Consider the following 16,244-nt stretch of genomic DNA (forward strand, 5'->3'; position numbering starts at 1 on the left):
GGACTTAGTTGAGCATGGTTGACACTGCTGACTAGGCTGGGTCACATGCGCGAACTCCAGGCCAGGATCATTGAAGAAATGGGCGTGCAGCCCCGGATCGACCCCGCCGGGGAGGTGCGCAAACGCGTCACGTTCCTCAAGGAATACCTCAAGGCAACGCACACCAGGGGCTTCGTCCTGGGCATCTCCGGCGGCCTGGATTCCTCGCTCGCGGGCCGGCTCGCGCAGCTGGCCGTGGAAGAACTCGCGGCCGAGGGTGTGGAGGCCAACTTCGTGGCGGTCCGCCTCCCCTACGGTGTCCAGCACGACGAGGACGACGCCCAGGCCGCCCTGGACTTCATCCAGGCCAAGACGGAGTGGACGTTCAATATCTCCGCGGCAGTGGACGGGTTCGAGGACGAATTCGAGAAGACCGTGGGCAACGGGATCTCCGACTTCCACAAGGGCAACACGAAGGCCCGCACCCGCATGATCGCGCAGTACGCCCTCGCCGGCGAGCACAACTACCTGGTCATCGGAACGGACCACGGTGCGGAATCGGTCACCGGGTTCTTCACCAAGTACGGCGACGGCGGCGCGGACATCCTGCCGCTGTTCGGGCTCAACAAACGCCAGAACAGGGCATTGCTGGCCGAACTCGGCGCACCCGCCCGGGTCTGGGAGAAGGTCCCCACGGCAGACCTCCTCGACGGCCAGCCCGGCCGCACGGACGAGGACGAACTCGGCCTGAGCTACGACCAGATCGACGACTACCTCGAAGGCCGCGAGGTCCCGGACGCCGTGGCCGAATCCATCGAGCACAAATACCTCCGCACCCGCCACAAGCGCACAGTCCCGGTCACCATCTTCGACACCTGGTGGAAGTAGCCCGTCCCGGGATAGTCATCCGTCCGGGGGCGCTTTGACGCCCGGCTGGACCGTTTCGGCGCTCAGGGCCGGTGTGTCCGCGCCAATGTGCCCCCGGACGGCAGCAGCGTGGAGATCCGGTGGGCCTCATCCATCAGGAGGCGGCCCAGCATTTCCTGCCGTTCGCCCTTGAAGCGCGGTTCAATCCCGGTCAGCGACAGCGCCCAGGCGGGGCGGCCGCGCTGGTCGAACACCGCAGCGCCCATCCCCCAGCTACCTTCCAGCACAAGGCCCGGATTCACTGAGTAGCCGGACTGCCGCGTCTTCGCCAGGTTCTCCCGGACCAGCGGCTCGGTGTGCGCCGCCGCGAAGCGGCCGGCGTGCGCGGCCCAGCCGGCCAGCAGCTCTTCCTGCTCCGCCTCGGGCAGGAAGGCCATGATGGCGGTGCCGGCGGAGGCCACCCCGAGCGGGAACCGGACTCCCTCGTGCAGCACAAAGGACCGCACCGGGAAGCTCCCCTCCTCCCGGAGCAGGCACACCGTTTCCGCGCCGCGCCGGATCGAGAAGAAGGCGCTTTCACCGGTCTCTTCGGCGAGCCGTCGAAGGCTCGGCCGGGCGATGTCCTCCAGCGGGAAACGCGCCGAAGCCACCGAGCCCATCAGCAGGATCTCCGGCCCCAGCACCCAGTTGTTGCTCAGCGGGTCCTGGTCCAGCAGTCCTTCAGCGGCCAGCGAGGCAAGCAGCCGGTGCACGGTGGGCCGGGTGAGCCCGGTTTCCCTGACGAGTTCCACGAGCGGGGAGCCTTCCGGCCTCCGTCCGACAATGCGCAGCAGGGAGGCGACGCGGCTGACCACCTGCGCGCCCTGGACCGGTGGTGACGTCATCTTTTCCTCGAATATCGGCTCGGAACCAGCTAAACCATCCATATTGTGGACAGTGCACAGCCTACCGTCCACACTGTAAAAATGGCACTCTTTCTGCCGAATTCGCCCGTTGACAGTCTCCTTTTCGGCACCGTAGGCTCCAACAGCAGAGGAACGGTCCACAAAGTGGATTGCGTCATGAGCTCAATGAGGAGATGCGATGTCAAAGGTGAAATCCGGAGCGGCCGCCGCGCTGCAGGACGTACTGCGGGACGGCATGACGCTCGCCGTCGGAGGCTTTGGCCTCAGCGGCATCCCGGCCGACCTGATCGAAGCCGTGCGGGACTCGGGCGTCAAGGACCTCACGGTGGTCTCCAACAACATGGGCGTGGACGGCAAGGGACTCGGCGTGCTGATCGAAGCCGGGCAGGTCCGCAAGGTCATCGCCTCGTACGTCGGCGAGAACAAACTCTTCGCCGAGCAGTACCTCGCCGGCAAGCTGGAGGTGGAGTTCACCCCGCAGGGCACCCTCGCAGAGCGGCTCCGTGCCGGCGGCGCCGGCATCCCGGCGTTCTACACCAAGACCGGAGTCGGCACTCTGGTCGCCGAAGGCAAGCCGCTCGCGGAGTTCGACGGCGAGACTTTCGTCCAGGAACGCGCCATCAAGGCCGACGTCGCCCTGGTGCACGCGCACACCGCCGACACCGACGGCAACCTGATCTACCGCTACACGGCCCAGAACTTCAACCCCGTGGTGGCGACGGCCGGCGCCGTGACGGTGGCCGAAGCCGAAGTGATCGTGGAGCCCGGGCAGCTGGACCCGAACCACATCATCACCCCCGGCGTCTTCGTCCAGCGCCTCGTCCAGGCCAGCGGCCGGGTCAAGGACATCGAACAGCGGACGGTCCGCCCCCGCGCAGAAGCGGCCGAAGCCGCAACCGTTCCGGCCTAAGCGCCGCCCCTACTTTCGTCAGGAGAATCACCATGGCTTGGACCCGGAATGAAATGGCTGCCATCGCGGCCGAAGAACTCAACGACGGCGACTACGTCAACCTCGGCATCGGCATCCCCACGCTGGTCGCCAACAACCTGCGCGACGGCGTCCGCGTCGTCCTGCAGAGCGAAAACGGCCTGCTCGGCATGGGACCGTTCCCCTACGAGGGCGAGGAGGACGCGGACCTCATCAACGCCGGCAAGCAGACCGTCACGGTCCTGCCCGGCGGCAGCATCTTCGACTCCGCCACGTCCTTCGGCATGATCCGCGGCGGCCACGTCAAGGTCGCCATCCTGGGCGCCATGCAGGTCTCCGGCGACGGCGACCTCGCCAACTGGACCATCCCCGGCAAGATGGTCAAGGGCATGGGCGGCGCCATGGACCTCGTCGCCGGCACTCCGCGCGTCGTGGTCCTCACGGAGCACAACGCCAAGGACGGCACCGCCAAGATCGTCAAGGAATGCACCCTGCCCCTCACCGGCCTGAGCTGTGTTGACCGGATCATCAGCGACCTCGCGGTGTTCGACCTGGTGAAGCCTGAACAAGAAACTGGCGGCGTCCGCCGGCTCACGCTGACCCGCCTCGCCCCGGGCATCACCGTGGAGGAAATCCGCGAAAAGACCGAGGCCGAGTTCGACGTCGCCCCGTCCCTCGACGCGTCCCCCACCCCTGACAGCAGCACCCTTGACAGCAGCACCCTTGAAGGAGCCACCGCATGAGCCTGCGCGAACAGTTCGGCAAAGACATCCTGCTGACCGGCTGGGGCCACAGCCGTTTCGGCAAACTCACGGATGAGACCCTCGAATCCCTGATCGTCCAGGTCGCCACGGAAGCGATCGGCAACGCCGGGATCGAACCGGGCCACATCGACGAAATCTACCTCGGCCAGTTCAACTCCGGCATGATGCCGCTGGCGTTCCCGTCCTCGCTGGCCCTGCAGGTCTCCGAGCAGCTGGCCAACGTCCCGTCCACCCGGGTCGAGAACGCCTGCGCCTCCGGATCCGCCGCGTTCCAGCAGGGCACCAAGTCACTGCTGGCAGGCACCGCGAAGACGGTTCTCGTGATCGGCGCCGAAAAGATGACCCACGCGGGCGCGGACGTGGTGGGTGCTGCCCTGCTGGGCGCGGACTACGACATGGCCGGCAAGGCCTCCAGCACCGGCTTCACAGGCCTCTTCGCCGAGGTCGCCAAGCATTACGAGAAACGCTATGGCGCTGGCGCAGGAAACCTGTCGGACGTCCTGGGCACCATTGCCGCCAAAAACCACCGCAACGGCGTGGACAATCCCTACGCCCAGCTCCGCAAGGACCTCGGCGAGGAGTTCTGCCAGACCGTCTCGGACAAGAACCCGATGGTCGCCGACCCGCTGCGCCGCACCGACTGCTCGCCGGTGTCCGACGGCGCCGCCGCCGTCGTGCTGTCTGTCGCGCCGACCGGCGGGGCCACCGCGCCGGTGCGGCTCGCCGGGTTCGGCCACGCGAACGATTTCTTCCCCACCGAGCGCCGGGACCCCACCGCGTTCAACGCCACCCGCGCCTCGTGGCAGCGCGCCCTGGGCATGGCCGGCGTCGGGCTCGAGGAGCTGGACTTCGCCGAGGTGCACGACTGCTTCACCATCGCCGAGCTGCTGATGTACGAGGCGATGGGGCTGACCGAACCGGGCCAGGGATCCCGCGCCATCACGGAAGGCTGGGTGTTCAAGGACGGCAAGCTGCCCGTCAACGTCTCCGGCGGGCTCAAGGCCAAGGGCCACCCCGTGGGCGCCACCGGCGTCTCGCAGCACGTCATCGCGGCGATGCAGCTCACCGGCACCGCGGGCGACATGCAGTTGCCTTCGGCCCGCCGCGCTGCGGTGCAGAACATGGGCGGGGTGGGCATCGCCAACTACGTCAGCGTCCTCGAAGCGGTCTAGGCGCAGCCCGCGGACATGGTGTGGGTCACCAATTGGCTTGGCTTGGCGGCCGGCGCACCCGTTACGGTGCGCCGGCCCGGCCGTGCACCGGCCGTGGCAACAGTGGAGCTCGCGACCCCGGACGGACAAGTCCTCTGGGTCAGGTATTGGTTCTCGGCCGACCGCGCCATGCTCCACAAGGCCGACGGGACTGAAGTATGGTGCGAGGCGGACATTGTCTGAATCCAGCATTGAAAGCGTCGCGGATTTGCTGTTCCGTGACCTGCACTACCTGAAGGCGAGCAGCGTTCAGCGGTGCCTCGACGAAGTGCCCGGCTACCGGGGTGTGGCCGAAACGGATATCAGCTCCTCTGTCGAGCAGAATCTGCGCATGGCCATCCACGCGGTGAAGTCCGGCGCGGTGCCGGCGTCGTCGGAACTCGCGGTAGAGGCCCGGGTGGCCCAGGTCCGCTTCCACCAGGGCCTGCGCATCGAGGACGTTATGCGGGGGTACCGCCTGTCCATGGCCGTGATCCAGGACCGCTTCCTCGACATCGCGCACGAAGTGGGGCTCGGCGACCGGGAAGTCCTCGCGGCGCACCGGGTCCTCTGGGGCGTCAGCGACTCCTACACCGCCGCGCTCGTCCACTCCTACCGGGAAAGCAGTGTCCAGCAAGCGGTGCGGGACCATGAGCTGCGGCAGGACTACCTGCGCGCGGTCCTGGCGGGGTCGCTCGCGGACAGCGACCTGCGCACCCGCTCGTCGGACTTCGGGATCGACCCCCAGCGTTCCTTCCACGCTCTGCACGCCCGGCCCCGGCCCGGTGCTTCACCCGATGAACTGCTGCGTGTCCTGGCCGGACGATTGTCGACCGGCGACGGCGTCCTGACGTTGCGGGCGGGCGACGTCGTCGGATTCACGGCCCGCCGGCCGGATCACGGGGACACCGCCACCATCGCCCTGGGGTCTCCCCTCCCGCTCTCCGAACTGCCCCGCTCCAAAGCAGCAGCCGACCGGGTCTTCGACGCCGCCTGGAAACGCCCTGCGGGCGGCGTGTTCTCCCTGGAGGACCTGACCTGGCGGACAGCCGCCGGTGATCCGGATGTCACGGCCGTGCTACGCCAGCGCTACTTGGCCCCCTTTGCCGCCGACGCCGACTTCGGCCGGATCGTGCTGGCTTCGGTGCGGAGCTACCTGGACCACGACCGCCGGATTTCCGCAGCAGCCAGGGCCCTGTCAGTCCACGAAAACACCCTCCGCTACCGCCTGCAGAAATTCGAGCAGGCCACCGGTGCGCGGCTGGATGCCACGAACACTATCGTCGAGCTCTGCTGGGCCTTCGAGGCATGCCAGGAAGCGCCTGCGGGCGGGTTGTAGGAATCCACAACGGCGGCCCGAGACCCTTTGAGCTGGCTCCATAGTCCGGCGCGCCCGACGCTCCGTAACGTGGTTTGCATCACAGCCGGATGATCTGCTGAACCGCGACCTGACCGTCCGGACGACGCATCATGGATCGTCCGGGACCATCGGATCTGGGAGCAACCGGATGAGCGTCATCACCGCCGCACCACCTGTCAGCAGGGCACGCCAACTGGCGGCCGCCACCGTCGGAAACATCGTTGAATGGTTCGACTGGTACGTCTACTCCATGCTGGCCCTGTACTTTTCCGCCCAGTTCTTCCCCAAAATGGGCGACCCCATTGTCCCGTTGCTCAGCGCCATGGCGATCTTCGCCGTCGGCTTCTTCATGCGTCCTCTGGGCGGCTTCCTCGGCGGCATCGTGGCCGACCGTTTCGGCCGGAAGAAGGCGCTCACCGCGACCGTGATGCTCATGGGCATCGGCAGCCTCCTCGTCGCCCTTGCCCCCACCTACGACCAGGTGGGGGTGCTCTCGCCCATGATCCTGGTGCTCGCCCGGCTCCTGCAGGGGCTTTCCACCGGCGGCGAATTTGCCGCGTCCTCGACGTTCCTGGTGGAATCCGCACCGGACGGGCGCCGTGGATTCTTCTCGAGCTTCCTGTACATCGGGGCGACGCTGGGCAACCTCGTCGCGATCGGCTCAGTGGCCTTGCTCGTCGCGGGCCTGCCGGACGAGGCCATGCGCGAATGGGGCTGGCGTGTGCCGTTCGCCATCGGAACCCTCGGCGCGGCAGCCGGCCTGTTCATCCGCCGGTTCGCCGAGGAAACCCTGGTGACCGGGGACGAGGACCCCGGCTCCGGACCGGGCGCAGCCCAGCGCGCGCCGAAGCCCTCCGTCTTCGAGTTCATGCGCACCCACCCGAAAGAGTGCGTCCTGGTCTTCGCGATCAACGCAGCCCCCACCCTGTTCTTCTACGTGTTCACGTCCTACCTGCCCACGTACGCGCACATCACGGTCGGCTTTGACATGAAGAACGGCCTCCTGGTGGGACTCATCTCCTTGTCCTACTTCGCGATCCTGCAGCCCGTTATGGGCATTCTTTCGGACCGGATCGGCCGCAAACCCCTGCTGCTGACCTTCGGCCTCGGTTTCACCCTGCTGACCCTTCCCCTGCTGAACTCACTCCAGAACAGCTTCCTGAGCCTGCTCCTGGTCCAGATGGCGGCCCTGACGCTGCTGGCCTGCTACACCTCCATTACGTCCGCCGTGATGTGCGAACTCTTCCCCGCCCGGATTCGGGCCGCCGGAATCGGCCTGCCCTACGCGCTCGGCGTTGCCCTGGTCGGCGGCACCGGACCGTACGTCGCCACCTGGCTGGCCGACGCCCAGATGATCGACGTCTTCGGGTGGTACCTGACCATCCTCGCGGCGATCACCACGGCCGTCTTCCTGAGGCTGAAGGAAAGCTACAAGACGGGACTGCCGCAGTGAGCGTGATCGGATTCTTTGACCGGGGCTGGCGGTCCAACCCCGACGGCGTCGCGTATGTCCAGGGCGCCACCTCCTACACCTTCCGCGGGGCCGGCGAGCTGTCCTGCCGGATCGCCAATGCGCTCCTGGCCTCCGGGCTCTCGTCCGGGGCCAAGATCGCGGTCCTCTCCCCCAACGATCCGCTCGCCTGGATCTGTGTCCTGGGCATTTGGCGTTCCGGGTTGACCTGGATTCCGGCCAACCCGGCAAGCCCCAGCGGCGAGACCGCGCAGCTGCTTGTAGCGTTCGACGCGGAAATGGTGATCTTCCATTCCAGCCTGGCCGGCGATGCCCGCCATCTGCGGGACCGCCTCCCCGCCGTCAGGCAGTGGGTCCAGTTCGGACCTGGCGACGCCGGGCCCGCGGACACCCCTTTCGCCGAGTGGACCGCGCCGCACCCGGCCACGAAGCCGGCCATCCGTCCCTCCCCGGACGACGTCGTCTCGCTGGCCCCGACCGGCGGCACCACGGGCCTGCCGAAGGGGGTGATGAACACGAACAGAAGCCTGTCGGCCTTCGCGACCCACCTGATGATGGCTGCGCACTACGGTTCCGAAGACGCGATCGTGAACCTGGCCGCCGCACCGATGACCCACACCGCCGGGCTGCTCAGCCTGGCCGCCACCGCCCGGGGAGGCACCGTCGTCGTGCTTCCGAAAGCGAATCCGGAGGCCGTGCTCGATGCCATCGAGCAGTACGGGGTGACTGACCTGTTCCTGCCGCCCACCGTCATCTACCGGCTTCTGGAGGTGCTGCAGGAATCGCCGAGGGAACTGTCCTCGCTGCGGTACGTCATCTACGGGGCAGCGCCCATGTCAGTGGAGAAACTCCGGCGGGCGCTCACCGCGATCGGTCCGGTGATGATGGAGCTGTACGGGCAGATGGAGGCGCCCGCGTCCGTGACGTTCCTCCGCCCGGACGAGCACTTCGTCGACGGCGCCATCGCTCCCGATTCCCGGCTGTCTTCCTGCGGCCGCCCCTACCCATTGGTCGAGGTCGAAGTGCGCGACGACGAAGGGAGGGCGCTTCCGCCCGGAACCCCCGGCGAGATTTGCGTCCGGGGCGACCTGGTGATGAAGGGCTACTACAAGAATCCCGAGCAGACCCGGCTGGCGATCCGGGACGGCTGGCTGCACACGGGCGATATCGGGCTCTTCGACGATGAGGGCTACCTGCATCTCACGGACCGGAGGCGCGACCTGATCATCTCCGGAGGGTTCAACGTCTACCCGAGCGAGGTGGAGCAGGTTATCTGGGGCCACCCGGCGGTGCGTGACTGCGCGGTGGTCGGGTCACCGCACCCGGACTGGGGCGAGGCCGTCACCGCCGTCGTCGAGCTCAACGAAAACTGCTCCGTCACGGAACAGGAACTCATCGCCCTCTGCAAACAGGAGCTGGGCAGCATCCGGGCGCCCAAGGCCGTGCACCTCGTCCCCTCCCTGCCCCGCAGCGTCAACGGGAAAGTCCTCAAAAAAACCATTCGCGAAGCCTTCTGGCGCGACGAAAAAACCAAGATCTAGGAGAACAGCAATGCCGAAGAGACTAGACGGAAAAATCGCCCTCGTGGTGGGTGCCGGATCCAGTGCGCCCGGCATGGGCAACGGCAAGGCCACCGCCATCGCTTTTGCCCGCGAAGGCGCCACTGTGGTGTGCACGGACGTCAACGAAGCGGCCGCCAAGGAGACCGAGCGGCTGATCCTGGACGAGGGCGGCCGCGCACGGCACCTCGCCTTCGATGTCACCGACTCGGCCGCCGTGGGCCGTGCCGTCGCCGGCGTCATCGACGAATTCGGCCGGATCGACGTCCTCGACAACAACGTCGGCATCGCCAAGGTGGGCGGCGTCGTGGAACTGGACGAATCCGAGTGGGACCGGGTCCACGCCATCAACCTCAAGGGCCCCTTCCTGACCATGAAGCACGTCATCCCGCACATGGTGGCCCAGGGCGGCGGATCCATCATCAACATCTCCTCGCTGGCGGGCATCCGCTGGACCGGGGTCCCGTACTCCACCTACTACTCCTCCAAGGCCGCCCTCAACCATCTGAGCCGCACCACCGCCGCCGAATACGCCGCGAAGCACGTCCGGGTCAACGCGATCCTTCCCGGCCTCATAGAGACCCCGATGGTCACGGAATCCGCGGAACTGGCCGGAGCTTACGCGGACGGGCAGCGTGAGGAAATGCTCAGGAAGCGGCACGCCCAGGTCCCCATGGGCCATATGGGCACCGCCTGGGATGTGGCCAACGCCGCCGTTTTCCTGGCCAGCGACGAATCCGCTTACGTCACGGGCATCGAACTGCGGGTGGACGGCGGCATTTCGCTGGGGATCTGAACCTTGGCGGGGCGGGGTCAGGAGTAGTCGTTGTAGAAACCGCGGCCGCTCTTGACCCCCAGCCAGCCGTTGGAAATGTATTCCTGCAGCATGGGGGCCGATTTGTTCTCAACCCCGGCCGCCTCACAGTAGTTGTTCTCGACGTCGAGCACCACGTCCAGTCCCACCTCGTCCATAAAGCGGAAAGGCGTGATTTCGGATTTGAAGAGGTCGGCGAATAAGGCGTCCACGTCCTGCGGCTCCGCCACGCCTTCGGCCACGACCAGGAGCGATTCGCGCTTGATCGCCGCCCACACCCGGTTGAAGATGAAGCCGGCACTCTGCTTGCGCACCCGGTGCGGTTTTAGCGCGTATTTGGGCAGCTCGGCCATGAGCAACTCGATGATCCGGGGATCGGTGTGGCCGCTGGACATCAGCTCCACCGAACGTACTTCCGGCGGCATATAGAAATGCATGTTCAGGACACGCTCCGGGCTGTTCACTCCCCCGATGAATTCGGCGGAAGAGAACGAGGAAGAGTTACTGGCCAGCACGGCGTCCGGGGCGGCCAGCTGGTCAAGGTCAGCGAAGATCGCCTGCTTGAGGCCGAGCTTGTCAGGAACCGACTCGACCACGAGCCACGAATCCCGCAGGGCGTCCACTAGATCGTCTGTCGCCGCGAGCCGCACCGCCGGATTGCCCCCGAGCTCCTCCACGGCGCGGTGGCGCTGGGTTGCAATGTACTCGAGCGCAGCCCTGGCCACGGCGAGGCTGGTGTCGTAGACGCGCACTTCGGCGCCCTGGAGCGAGAGCATCAGGGCGATGCGCCGGCCCAGGGTCCCGCCGCCGATGACTGTTATGGGCCGGTCCGCGATGTTGGCGGGGAGCGCATAAGTCATGTCAGGTCCTTTCAGGAGGCTGCCAACGCTGCGGCGGCCGGTCTGTGCAGTTCATACTGGTGCCCTTGGCGATCAATACAAGGGCAGGACCACGGGAAGCACAAGGGCCAGCCGGCAGGGAGGACTAAACTCGGTCCAAACCCGCCCCGCAACCTCAGGAGCCTCCATGCGCGCCACGATCATCCACGCCCCCGGTGACATCCGGGTCGAAGACCGCGACTACCCCACCGTCCAGCTGCCCACCGACGCCGTGGTGAAAGTCACCGCGTCCTGCGTCTGCGGCTCGGACCTGTGGCCGTACCGGGGCGTGAAGCCCACCCGCAGGCCCACCGCGATCGGCCACGAATTCATCGGCACCGTGGAGAGCATCGGCGCCGGGATCACCGGCCTGGCGGTCGGCGATCTGGTGATTGCCCCGTTCGTGGTCAGCTGCGGGGCCTGCCCCCAGTGCCGCAACGGTGTCACCGTGGCCTGCGAACACCTGGCCGGCTGGGGCGGCAAGGACGACACCGGGCACGCAATCGACGGCGGCCAGGGCCAGGCGGTCCGGGTCCCGCTGGCCGATTCGACCCTCGTCAAGGTTCCCGGCATCACCGAACCGGACGACGCCCTCCGCAAGAGCCTGCTGACGCTCTCCGATGTGATGGCCACCGGCCACCACGCAGCCCTCGCCGCGAAAGCCGGCCCCGGCCGCACCGTTGTGGTGGTGGGCGACGGCGCCGTCGGACTCTGCGGCGTCCTGGCCGCCAAGCGGCTCGGGGCGGAGCGCATCATCGCGATGTCACGCCACGCGGACCGGCAGGCGATCGCCCGCGAGTTCGGCGCCACCGACATTGTGGAAGAACGCGGCGCCGACGGCGTCGCCAAGGTCCGCGAACTCCTGGGCGGCGTACTGGCCGATTCCGTGCTTGAGTGTGTCGGGACCAAGGAATCCATGGAGCAGGCGCTGCACAGCACCCGTCCGGGCGGCGCGCTGGGCTTTGTCGGGGTCCCCACCGGCGGCAGCGAGGTTCCGCTGCGCTACCTGTTCGACACCAACATCTCCATCGGCGGCGGCATGGCCCCGGCGCGGACCTACATCCCGGAACTGCTGGCGGACGTCCTCGACGGCACCATCAACCCGGGCCGCGTCTTCGACGTCGTGATGCCGCTGGAGGAAGCGCCGGAAGCCTACCGCGCCATGGACGAACGCCGCGCCATCAAAGTCCTGCTGACGCCCTGACCCCCGCCGGACGACGGCGGCGCAAGGAGGTCGCGCGGGCGTTGCGCGGCCTCCCGCAGCGCCCCTCCCCCTGCCCCTTGTCCTGCGACGGGCACCGGGTCTAGCGTGAAGCGCATCAGCATCCGCCGCCGTCGAGGAGCCGTCATGGCCAGGTTCGTGCAAATCATCGAATTCCAGACCGCCCGCATCGAGGAAATCGAAGCACTGGGCCGGCCGTCCAGGACCGAAGGAAGCACCGCTCCCACGTTCCGCCGGATCCTAGCCACCGCGGACCGCGACCGCCCCGGAACGTATCTCACCATTGTCGAATTCGATTCCTACGATTCGGCCATGGAGAACTCCAACCGGCCGGAGACTTCCGACTTCGCCGCCAGGTTTGCGGCCCTCTGCGACGGGCCACCGGTGTTCCGAAACCTGGACGTGATGTGGGAGGACACCGGCGATTCAACGATCAACCCGTAGCGGCGCGCCATGGACTCGATGCAGAGGGCCCTGGAAGATCCCCTAGTGCTGGACCTCCGCGGGACCGGCGCTGCACCCTTGCGGCTGGTGGGCGGCAAAGCCCTGAACCTCGGCAAGCTCGTGGCGGCCGGTTTGCCCGTCCCGCGCGGGTTCTGCCTGACCACCGCTGCCTATGAACTGGCGGCACCGCCCGGACTCGGGGCCCTCGCCGCCGACCTCGACGCGGCCGGGGCCGGAGCGGCGGCCCCGGCGCCGGGCACCCTGGGCACCGTTGCCGGACAGGCCAGGAGGCTGATCGAGGAAGCGCCGATTCCACCCGAGGTGGATGCCGCCGTCCGGAAAACGTACGAGGAACTGGGCGGAACCGTTCCGGTGGCGGTCCGGTCCTCGGCCACGGCTGAGGACCTGCCTTTCGCCAGCTTCGCGGGCCAGCAGGACTCCTACCTCGATGTCACCGGAGCCGACGCCGTGGTGGAGGCGGTCCGTCGCTGCTGGGCATCGCTCTGGACCGAACGCGCGGTGGCGTACCGGTCCGCCAACGGGATCAGCAATCGGGACGTGGGGCTCGCCGTCGTCGTCCAGGTCATGGTGGACGCTGAGACCGCGGGGGTTCTGTTCACGGCAAACCCCGTCACTGGGAAGCGGACGGAAACGGTGATCAACGCTAGCCCGGGCACCGGCCAGGCCGTTGTCTCGGGAGCCGTCAACCCGGACCAGTTCGTGCTGGAGACAGCCTCCGCCCGGGTGACGCTGCATACGCCGGGAGGGCCGGAACCCGGACGGATTCCAAGCCTGGCCGGCCCGCAGCTCCGGGAACTCACCGCGCTGGGGGACGGCGTCCAGCGGCTCTTCGGGGCGCCGCAGGACATCGAATGGGCCATCGATGCCGGGGGCAGGATCTGGCTCACCCAGTCACGCCCGATCACCACGCTGTATCCGCTGCCCGAGCCCGCGCCCGAGGACGCCGCAGCCGGCGCCGCGGCCCCGACGCGCGTGTACCTGTGCGGCACCCTCTTCCAGGGGCTGACCCGGCCCATCACGCCGCTGGGGCTGACCGTCCTGGAGATGATGCGCAACAGCAAGGGACCCTGGCGGTACGTCAACCCCGGGCTGCGGATGTACGTGGACCTGACGGCCCTGGTCCGCAACAAGTCCGGCCGCGGTTACCTGCTGCGCATGCTTCCCCTCGCGGACGGCAGGTCCGGAGCCGTGCTTCCGGCGCTGCTGGAGGACCCAAGGTTCGGCATCATCGAACGCTCTTTCCTGGAATCCGTCCGCAACGCCGGGAAAAGGCGCCGCAGCCCGCAACCGCCCCGGCGCACAGGAAGCACCCGCAGCACCGAGCAGACAGCCACCCTCGGTCTGATGGTGGGGCTCATTCCGGGCATGTTCCGGCCCGCTTTCCGGCCCGCCGCTGAGCTGCGCAGGGCGCTGAACTACCGGAAACGGCTCGAATCCGAGCTCGTCCTGGCTGAGCCAGCCAGCGCCGCCCTCCGCCTCGAGCACACCGAGCAGGTTCTTGGCCGGACAATCAACGGGCTGATCCAGGCCACCCTGCCGGGCCCGTCCGTTGGCTACATCATGCTGGCCGTGGCGCGCCGGCTCCTGCGCGGCATCGCACAGCCCCGCGAGCTGGAAGCAGTGCTCCGGGGCCTCCCCCACAACGTCACCACCGAAATGGACCTGGAACTCTGGCAGCTTGCCGTCTCCATCGGCGACGACCCGGTCTCGCGCGGGGAGTTCCTGGCGAAACAGCCAGAGGAGCTGGCCGCCGCCTACCTCGCCGGCAGGCTGCCGCCCCAGGCCCAGTCCGGCGTGCGCGGATTCCTCGCCCGCTACGGCCACCGCGCCGTCGCGGAAATCGACCTTGGCATGCCCCGCTGGTCCGAGGAGCCCGACCATATCCTCGGCATGATCTCCAACTACCTCCGCGTTGAGGATCCGGAGCAGGCCCCCGACCGGCAGTTCGCCCGGGCCGCCGAGCATGCGGAGGACCGGATACGCAGCCTCGTCGAACGGGCACGGGCCAGGAGTCCGTGGCACGCACGGGCCCTGGCGCTGAGCCTGCGCCGCGTACGGCAGCTCGCAGGACTGCGCGAGCTGCCCAAGTTCTACATCGTGATGGTGCTCGGCGAGATGCACCGGCAGCTGCTGCTGATCGGCAACGAGATGGCTGCGGCCGGCACAGTCGCGGCCGCCGACGACGTCTTCTTCCTGGACTTTGACGAGATCCGCGTCGGCCTGCGCGGCGCGGACCTGCACGGCATCGTCGCTGGCCGCCGCCAGCTGTACAACACTGAATTACGACGCCGGCGCATCCCGCGGATACTGCTGTCCGACGGCACCGACGTCGAGGCCGCCATGATGGCGAAGTCTCCCGCGGCCGGCGGCCTGAGTGGCACACCGGCCTCCGCTGGCACCGCCACCGGCCGGGTCAGGGTGATCCTGGATCCGGTGGGCGCCCATCTGGAACCCGGCGAAATCCTGGTGGCCCCCTCGACGGACCCCGGCTGGACGCCGCTGTTCCTGACGGCCGGCGCCCTCGTGATGGAAATGGGCGGGGTGATCTCCCACGGGGCGGTGGTGGCCCGCGAGTACGGGATCCCCGCCGTCGTGGGCGTACCGGACGCCACCACGCGGCTGCACACCGGCCAGACGGTCACTGTTGACGGGGCCGCCGGCAAGGTGGACGAGGCGCCGTGATCCCGCGCTGCGGACCGGGCCGGCGGCCTCACAGCTGTAGCACAGTTGTGCCAGATAGAATTGGGTGATGACCACACCGGCTCACCAGCCACCGCACCACGCGTCGTCCTTCCAGCAATACATTCAACGGCCAGAACAGTCCGGCGGCACGTTCGCTCTGGCCCGCCGGGCGAGGAACCTCCTGCGGCGGGTTCCGGTGTGGAGCTGGCGGGTGTTGATGCACTCGGTTAAAGCCAGCGAGAACACCCGCTTCAACGTCGATCCGATTGCCGGCGTCGAGTACTTCCACGACATCGATTTCGTGGGCGACGGCATCCGGGCGCACCGCCTCGACGTCATTGCTCCCCGGCCGCCGACCGGCACTGCAGCAGCCGGCCCTACAGCCGCCGATGCCGGCGCGCCGCGGGCCTTGCCCGTTTACGTGTACTTCCACGGCGGCGGCTGGACGTCCGGGGACAAAGCCTCGCTGACCAAATACTGCGCCAGCCAGGCCGAGGGCGGAATGGTGGTGGTCAACGTGAACTACCGGAAGGCCCCGCGCTTCCAGATGGCCCACGTCCTGGCGGATGCCAACGCCGCCCTGGCATGGGTCCGGCAGAACATCGCCGGCTACGGCGGCGACGCGTCAAGGATCGTGCTGGGCGGAGACTCCGCCGGAGGCCAGATCGCGGCCCTGGTGACCGCGGCCAGCTTCCGCCCGGAACTAGCACAGCACCACGGCCTGACGCCGGCCGTGCCCGCCTCCGATTTCAAGGGGCTCGTCCAGCACTGCAGCGTGGTGGACTTCTCGGTCTTCTTCGACAAGGGATTCGTGCTGAGCCTCAACTTCATCCGCATGCTGCTGCCCGGCCGCCGCACCGGGGCCGGCCAGTTGGACTCGCTCCGCAGGGGCGCAGGCTTCCTCTCGCCGATCGAATGGCTGGATTCCCGCTTCCCGCCGGTCTTTGTGACCACCTCGGAGCGGGACTTCTTCTACGCCGCCAACATGAACTTCATTGCCCGGCTGCGCGAACATTCCGTCCCCGTGGACAGCCTGATCTACGACTGGGACAACTCGAACACTGAACACACCTGGCAGCAGAACTTCCGCTACCCGGAATCGCAGGAAGTGTACCGCCGGCTCCACGCCTTCGTCCGCAAAGTGGCCTGAGCGGGGCCCA

14 protein-coding genes are annotated in these 16,244 nt (G+C 67.8%); 12 read left to right on the plus strand and 2 right to left on the minus strand.

Annotation, left to right across the window (positions count from 1 at the left end; all coding sequences use genetic code 11):
• Positions 1–45 precede the first annotated feature (45 nt).
• Positions 46–867, plus strand: a complete 822-nt coding sequence (gene nadE / locus ASE96_RS06615) for an ammonia-dependent NAD(+) synthetase (RefSeq protein WP_056427768.1) — start codon at positions 46–48, stop codon at positions 865–867.
• A gap of 62 nt (positions 868–929) precedes the next feature.
• On the opposite strand, the gene ASE96_RS06620 is transcribed toward nadE, so the two are convergent.
• Positions 930–1,730, minus strand: coding sequence for an IclR family transcriptional regulator (locus tag ASE96_RS06620; protein WP_056427771.1), 801 nt, complete (start codon positions 1,728–1,730; stop codon positions 930–932).
• 199 nt (positions 1,731–1,929) lie between these two features.
• Between ASE96_RS06620 and ASE96_RS06625 the strand changes: the two genes are divergently transcribed.
• The 7 genes from ASE96_RS06625 to ASE96_RS06655 all read left to right on the plus strand — a co-directional run bounded on the left by ASE96_RS06625 (position 1,930) and on the right by ASE96_RS06655 (position 9,819).
• Positions 1,930–2,661, plus strand: a complete 732-nt coding sequence (locus tag ASE96_RS06625; protein ID WP_056427774.1) for a CoA transferase subunit A — start codon at positions 1,930–1,932, stop codon at positions 2,659–2,661.
• Positions 2,662–2,693: 32 nt separating this feature from the next.
• Positions 2,694–3,422: a CoA transferase subunit B gene (locus tag ASE96_RS06630; RefSeq protein WP_056427776.1), complete on the plus strand. Its 729-nt coding sequence runs from the start codon at positions 2,694–2,696 to the stop codon at positions 3,420–3,422.
• Positions 3,419–4,615: an acetyl-CoA acetyltransferase gene (locus ASE96_RS06635; RefSeq protein ID WP_056427778.1), complete on the plus strand. Its 1,197-nt coding sequence runs from the start codon at positions 3,419–3,421 to the stop codon at positions 4,613–4,615. Before ASE96_RS06630 ends, ASE96_RS06635 begins: the two co-directional genes overlap by 4 nt.
• A gap of 214 nt (positions 4,616–4,829) precedes the next feature.
• Entirely contained in the window at positions 4,830–5,972 is a 1,143-nt protein-coding gene (locus tag ASE96_RS06640; RefSeq protein WP_156367523.1) for a PucR family transcriptional regulator, read from the plus strand.
• A 169-nt stretch (positions 5,973–6,141) separates the two neighbouring features.
• On the plus strand, positions 6,142–7,446 hold the full coding sequence (locus ASE96_RS06645; protein ID WP_056427784.1) for an MFS transporter: 1,305 nt from the start codon (positions 6,142–6,144) through the stop codon (positions 7,444–7,446).
• Positions 7,443–9,005, plus strand: a complete 1,563-nt coding sequence (locus ASE96_RS06650; protein WP_056427786.1) for a class I adenylate-forming enzyme family protein — start codon at positions 7,443–7,445, stop codon at positions 9,003–9,005. The genes ASE96_RS06645 and ASE96_RS06650 overlap by 4 nt, the downstream gene beginning before the upstream one ends.
• Positions 9,006–9,015: 10 nt before the next feature.
• Positions 9,016–9,819, plus strand: coding sequence for an SDR family NAD(P)-dependent oxidoreductase (locus tag ASE96_RS06655; protein ID WP_056427789.1), 804 nt, complete (start codon positions 9,016–9,018; stop codon positions 9,817–9,819).
• 17 nt (positions 9,820–9,836) lie between these two features.
• Here the strand turns inward: ASE96_RS06655 and ASE96_RS06660 are convergent, their stop codons facing one another.
• Positions 9,837–10,697, minus strand: coding sequence for a 3-hydroxyacyl-CoA dehydrogenase family protein (locus tag ASE96_RS06660; protein ID WP_056427792.1), 861 nt, complete (start codon positions 10,695–10,697; stop codon positions 9,837–9,839).
• 166 nt (positions 10,698–10,863) lie between these two features.
• On the opposite strand from ASE96_RS06660, the gene ASE96_RS06665 reads away from it, so the two are divergent.
• The 4 genes from ASE96_RS06665 to ASE96_RS06680 all read left to right on the plus strand — a co-directional run bounded on the left by ASE96_RS06665 (position 10,864) and on the right by ASE96_RS06680 (position 16,234).
• The gene (locus tag ASE96_RS06665; protein WP_056427795.1) at positions 10,864–11,919 is read left to right on the plus strand and encodes a zinc-dependent alcohol dehydrogenase family protein; all 1,056 of its coding nucleotides are present in this window, start codon (positions 10,864–10,866) and stop codon (positions 11,917–11,919) included.
• 144 nt (positions 11,920–12,063) lie between these two features.
• Positions 12,064–12,381 carry a hypothetical protein gene (locus tag ASE96_RS06670; protein WP_056427798.1) on the plus strand — a complete coding sequence of 106 codons (318 nt, stop codon included), beginning with the start codon at positions 12,064–12,066 and terminating at the stop codon, positions 12,379–12,381.
• A 9-nt stretch (positions 12,382–12,390) separates the two neighbouring features.
• Entirely contained in the window at positions 12,391–15,084 is a 2,694-nt protein-coding gene (locus ASE96_RS06675) for a PEP/pyruvate-binding domain-containing protein (protein ID WP_056427801.1), read from the plus strand.
• Positions 15,085–15,151: 67 nt separating this feature from the next.
• Positions 15,152–16,234 (plus strand): alpha/beta hydrolase, encoded by a 1,083-nt coding sequence (locus tag ASE96_RS06680; protein ID WP_235500157.1) that lies wholly within the window; start codon positions 15,152–15,154, stop codon positions 16,232–16,234.
• Positions 16,235–16,244: the final 10 nt, after the last annotated feature.

This window comes from Arthrobacter sp. Leaf69 (genome assembly GCF_001422645.1).
Taxonomy (GTDB): domain Bacteria; phylum Actinomycetota; class Actinomycetes; order Actinomycetales; family Micrococcaceae; genus Arthrobacter.

Excerpts from the sequence above, each read along its gene's own strand:
- ASE96_RS06665 (WP_056427795.1), top strand. The coding sequence starts at position 10,864 with ATGCGCGCCACGATCATCCACGCCCCCGGTGACATCCGGGTCGAAGAC.
- ASE96_RS06620 (WP_056427771.1), bottom strand. The coding sequence starts at position 1,730 with ATGACGTCACCACCGGTCCAGGGCGCGCAGGTGGTCAGCCGCGTCGCC.
- ASE96_RS06635 (WP_056427778.1), top strand. The coding sequence starts at position 3,419 with ATGAGCCTGCGCGAACAGTTCGGCAAAGACATCCTGCTGACCGGCTGG.
- ASE96_RS06630 (WP_056427776.1), top strand. The coding sequence starts at position 2,694 with ATGGCTTGGACCCGGAATGAAATGGCTGCCATCGCGGCCGAAGAACTC.
- ASE96_RS06675 (WP_056427801.1), top strand. The coding sequence starts at position 12,391 with ATGGACTCGATGCAGAGGGCCCTGGAAGATCCCCTAGTGCTGGACCTC.
- ASE96_RS06680 (WP_235500157.1), top strand. The coding sequence starts at position 15,152 with ATGACCACACCGGCTCACCAGCCACCGCACCACGCGTCGTCCTTCCAG.
- ASE96_RS06645 (WP_056427784.1), top strand. The coding sequence starts at position 6,142 with ATGAGCGTCATCACCGCCGCACCACCTGTCAGCAGGGCACGCCAACTG.
- ASE96_RS06660 (WP_056427792.1), bottom strand. The coding sequence starts at position 10,697 with ATGACTTATGCGCTCCCCGCCAACATCGCGGACCGGCCCATAACAGTC.
- ASE96_RS06655 (WP_056427789.1), top strand. The coding sequence starts at position 9,016 with ATGCCGAAGAGACTAGACGGAAAAATCGCCCTCGTGGTGGGTGCCGGA.
- nadE (WP_056427768.1), top strand. The coding sequence starts at position 46 with ATGCGCGAACTCCAGGCCAGGATCATTGAAGAAATGGGCGTGCAGCCC.
- ASE96_RS06625 (WP_056427774.1), top strand. The coding sequence starts at position 1,930 with ATGTCAAAGGTGAAATCCGGAGCGGCCGCCGCGCTGCAGGACGTACTG.
- ASE96_RS06670 (WP_056427798.1), top strand. The coding sequence starts at position 12,064 with ATGGCCAGGTTCGTGCAAATCATCGAATTCCAGACCGCCCGCATCGAG.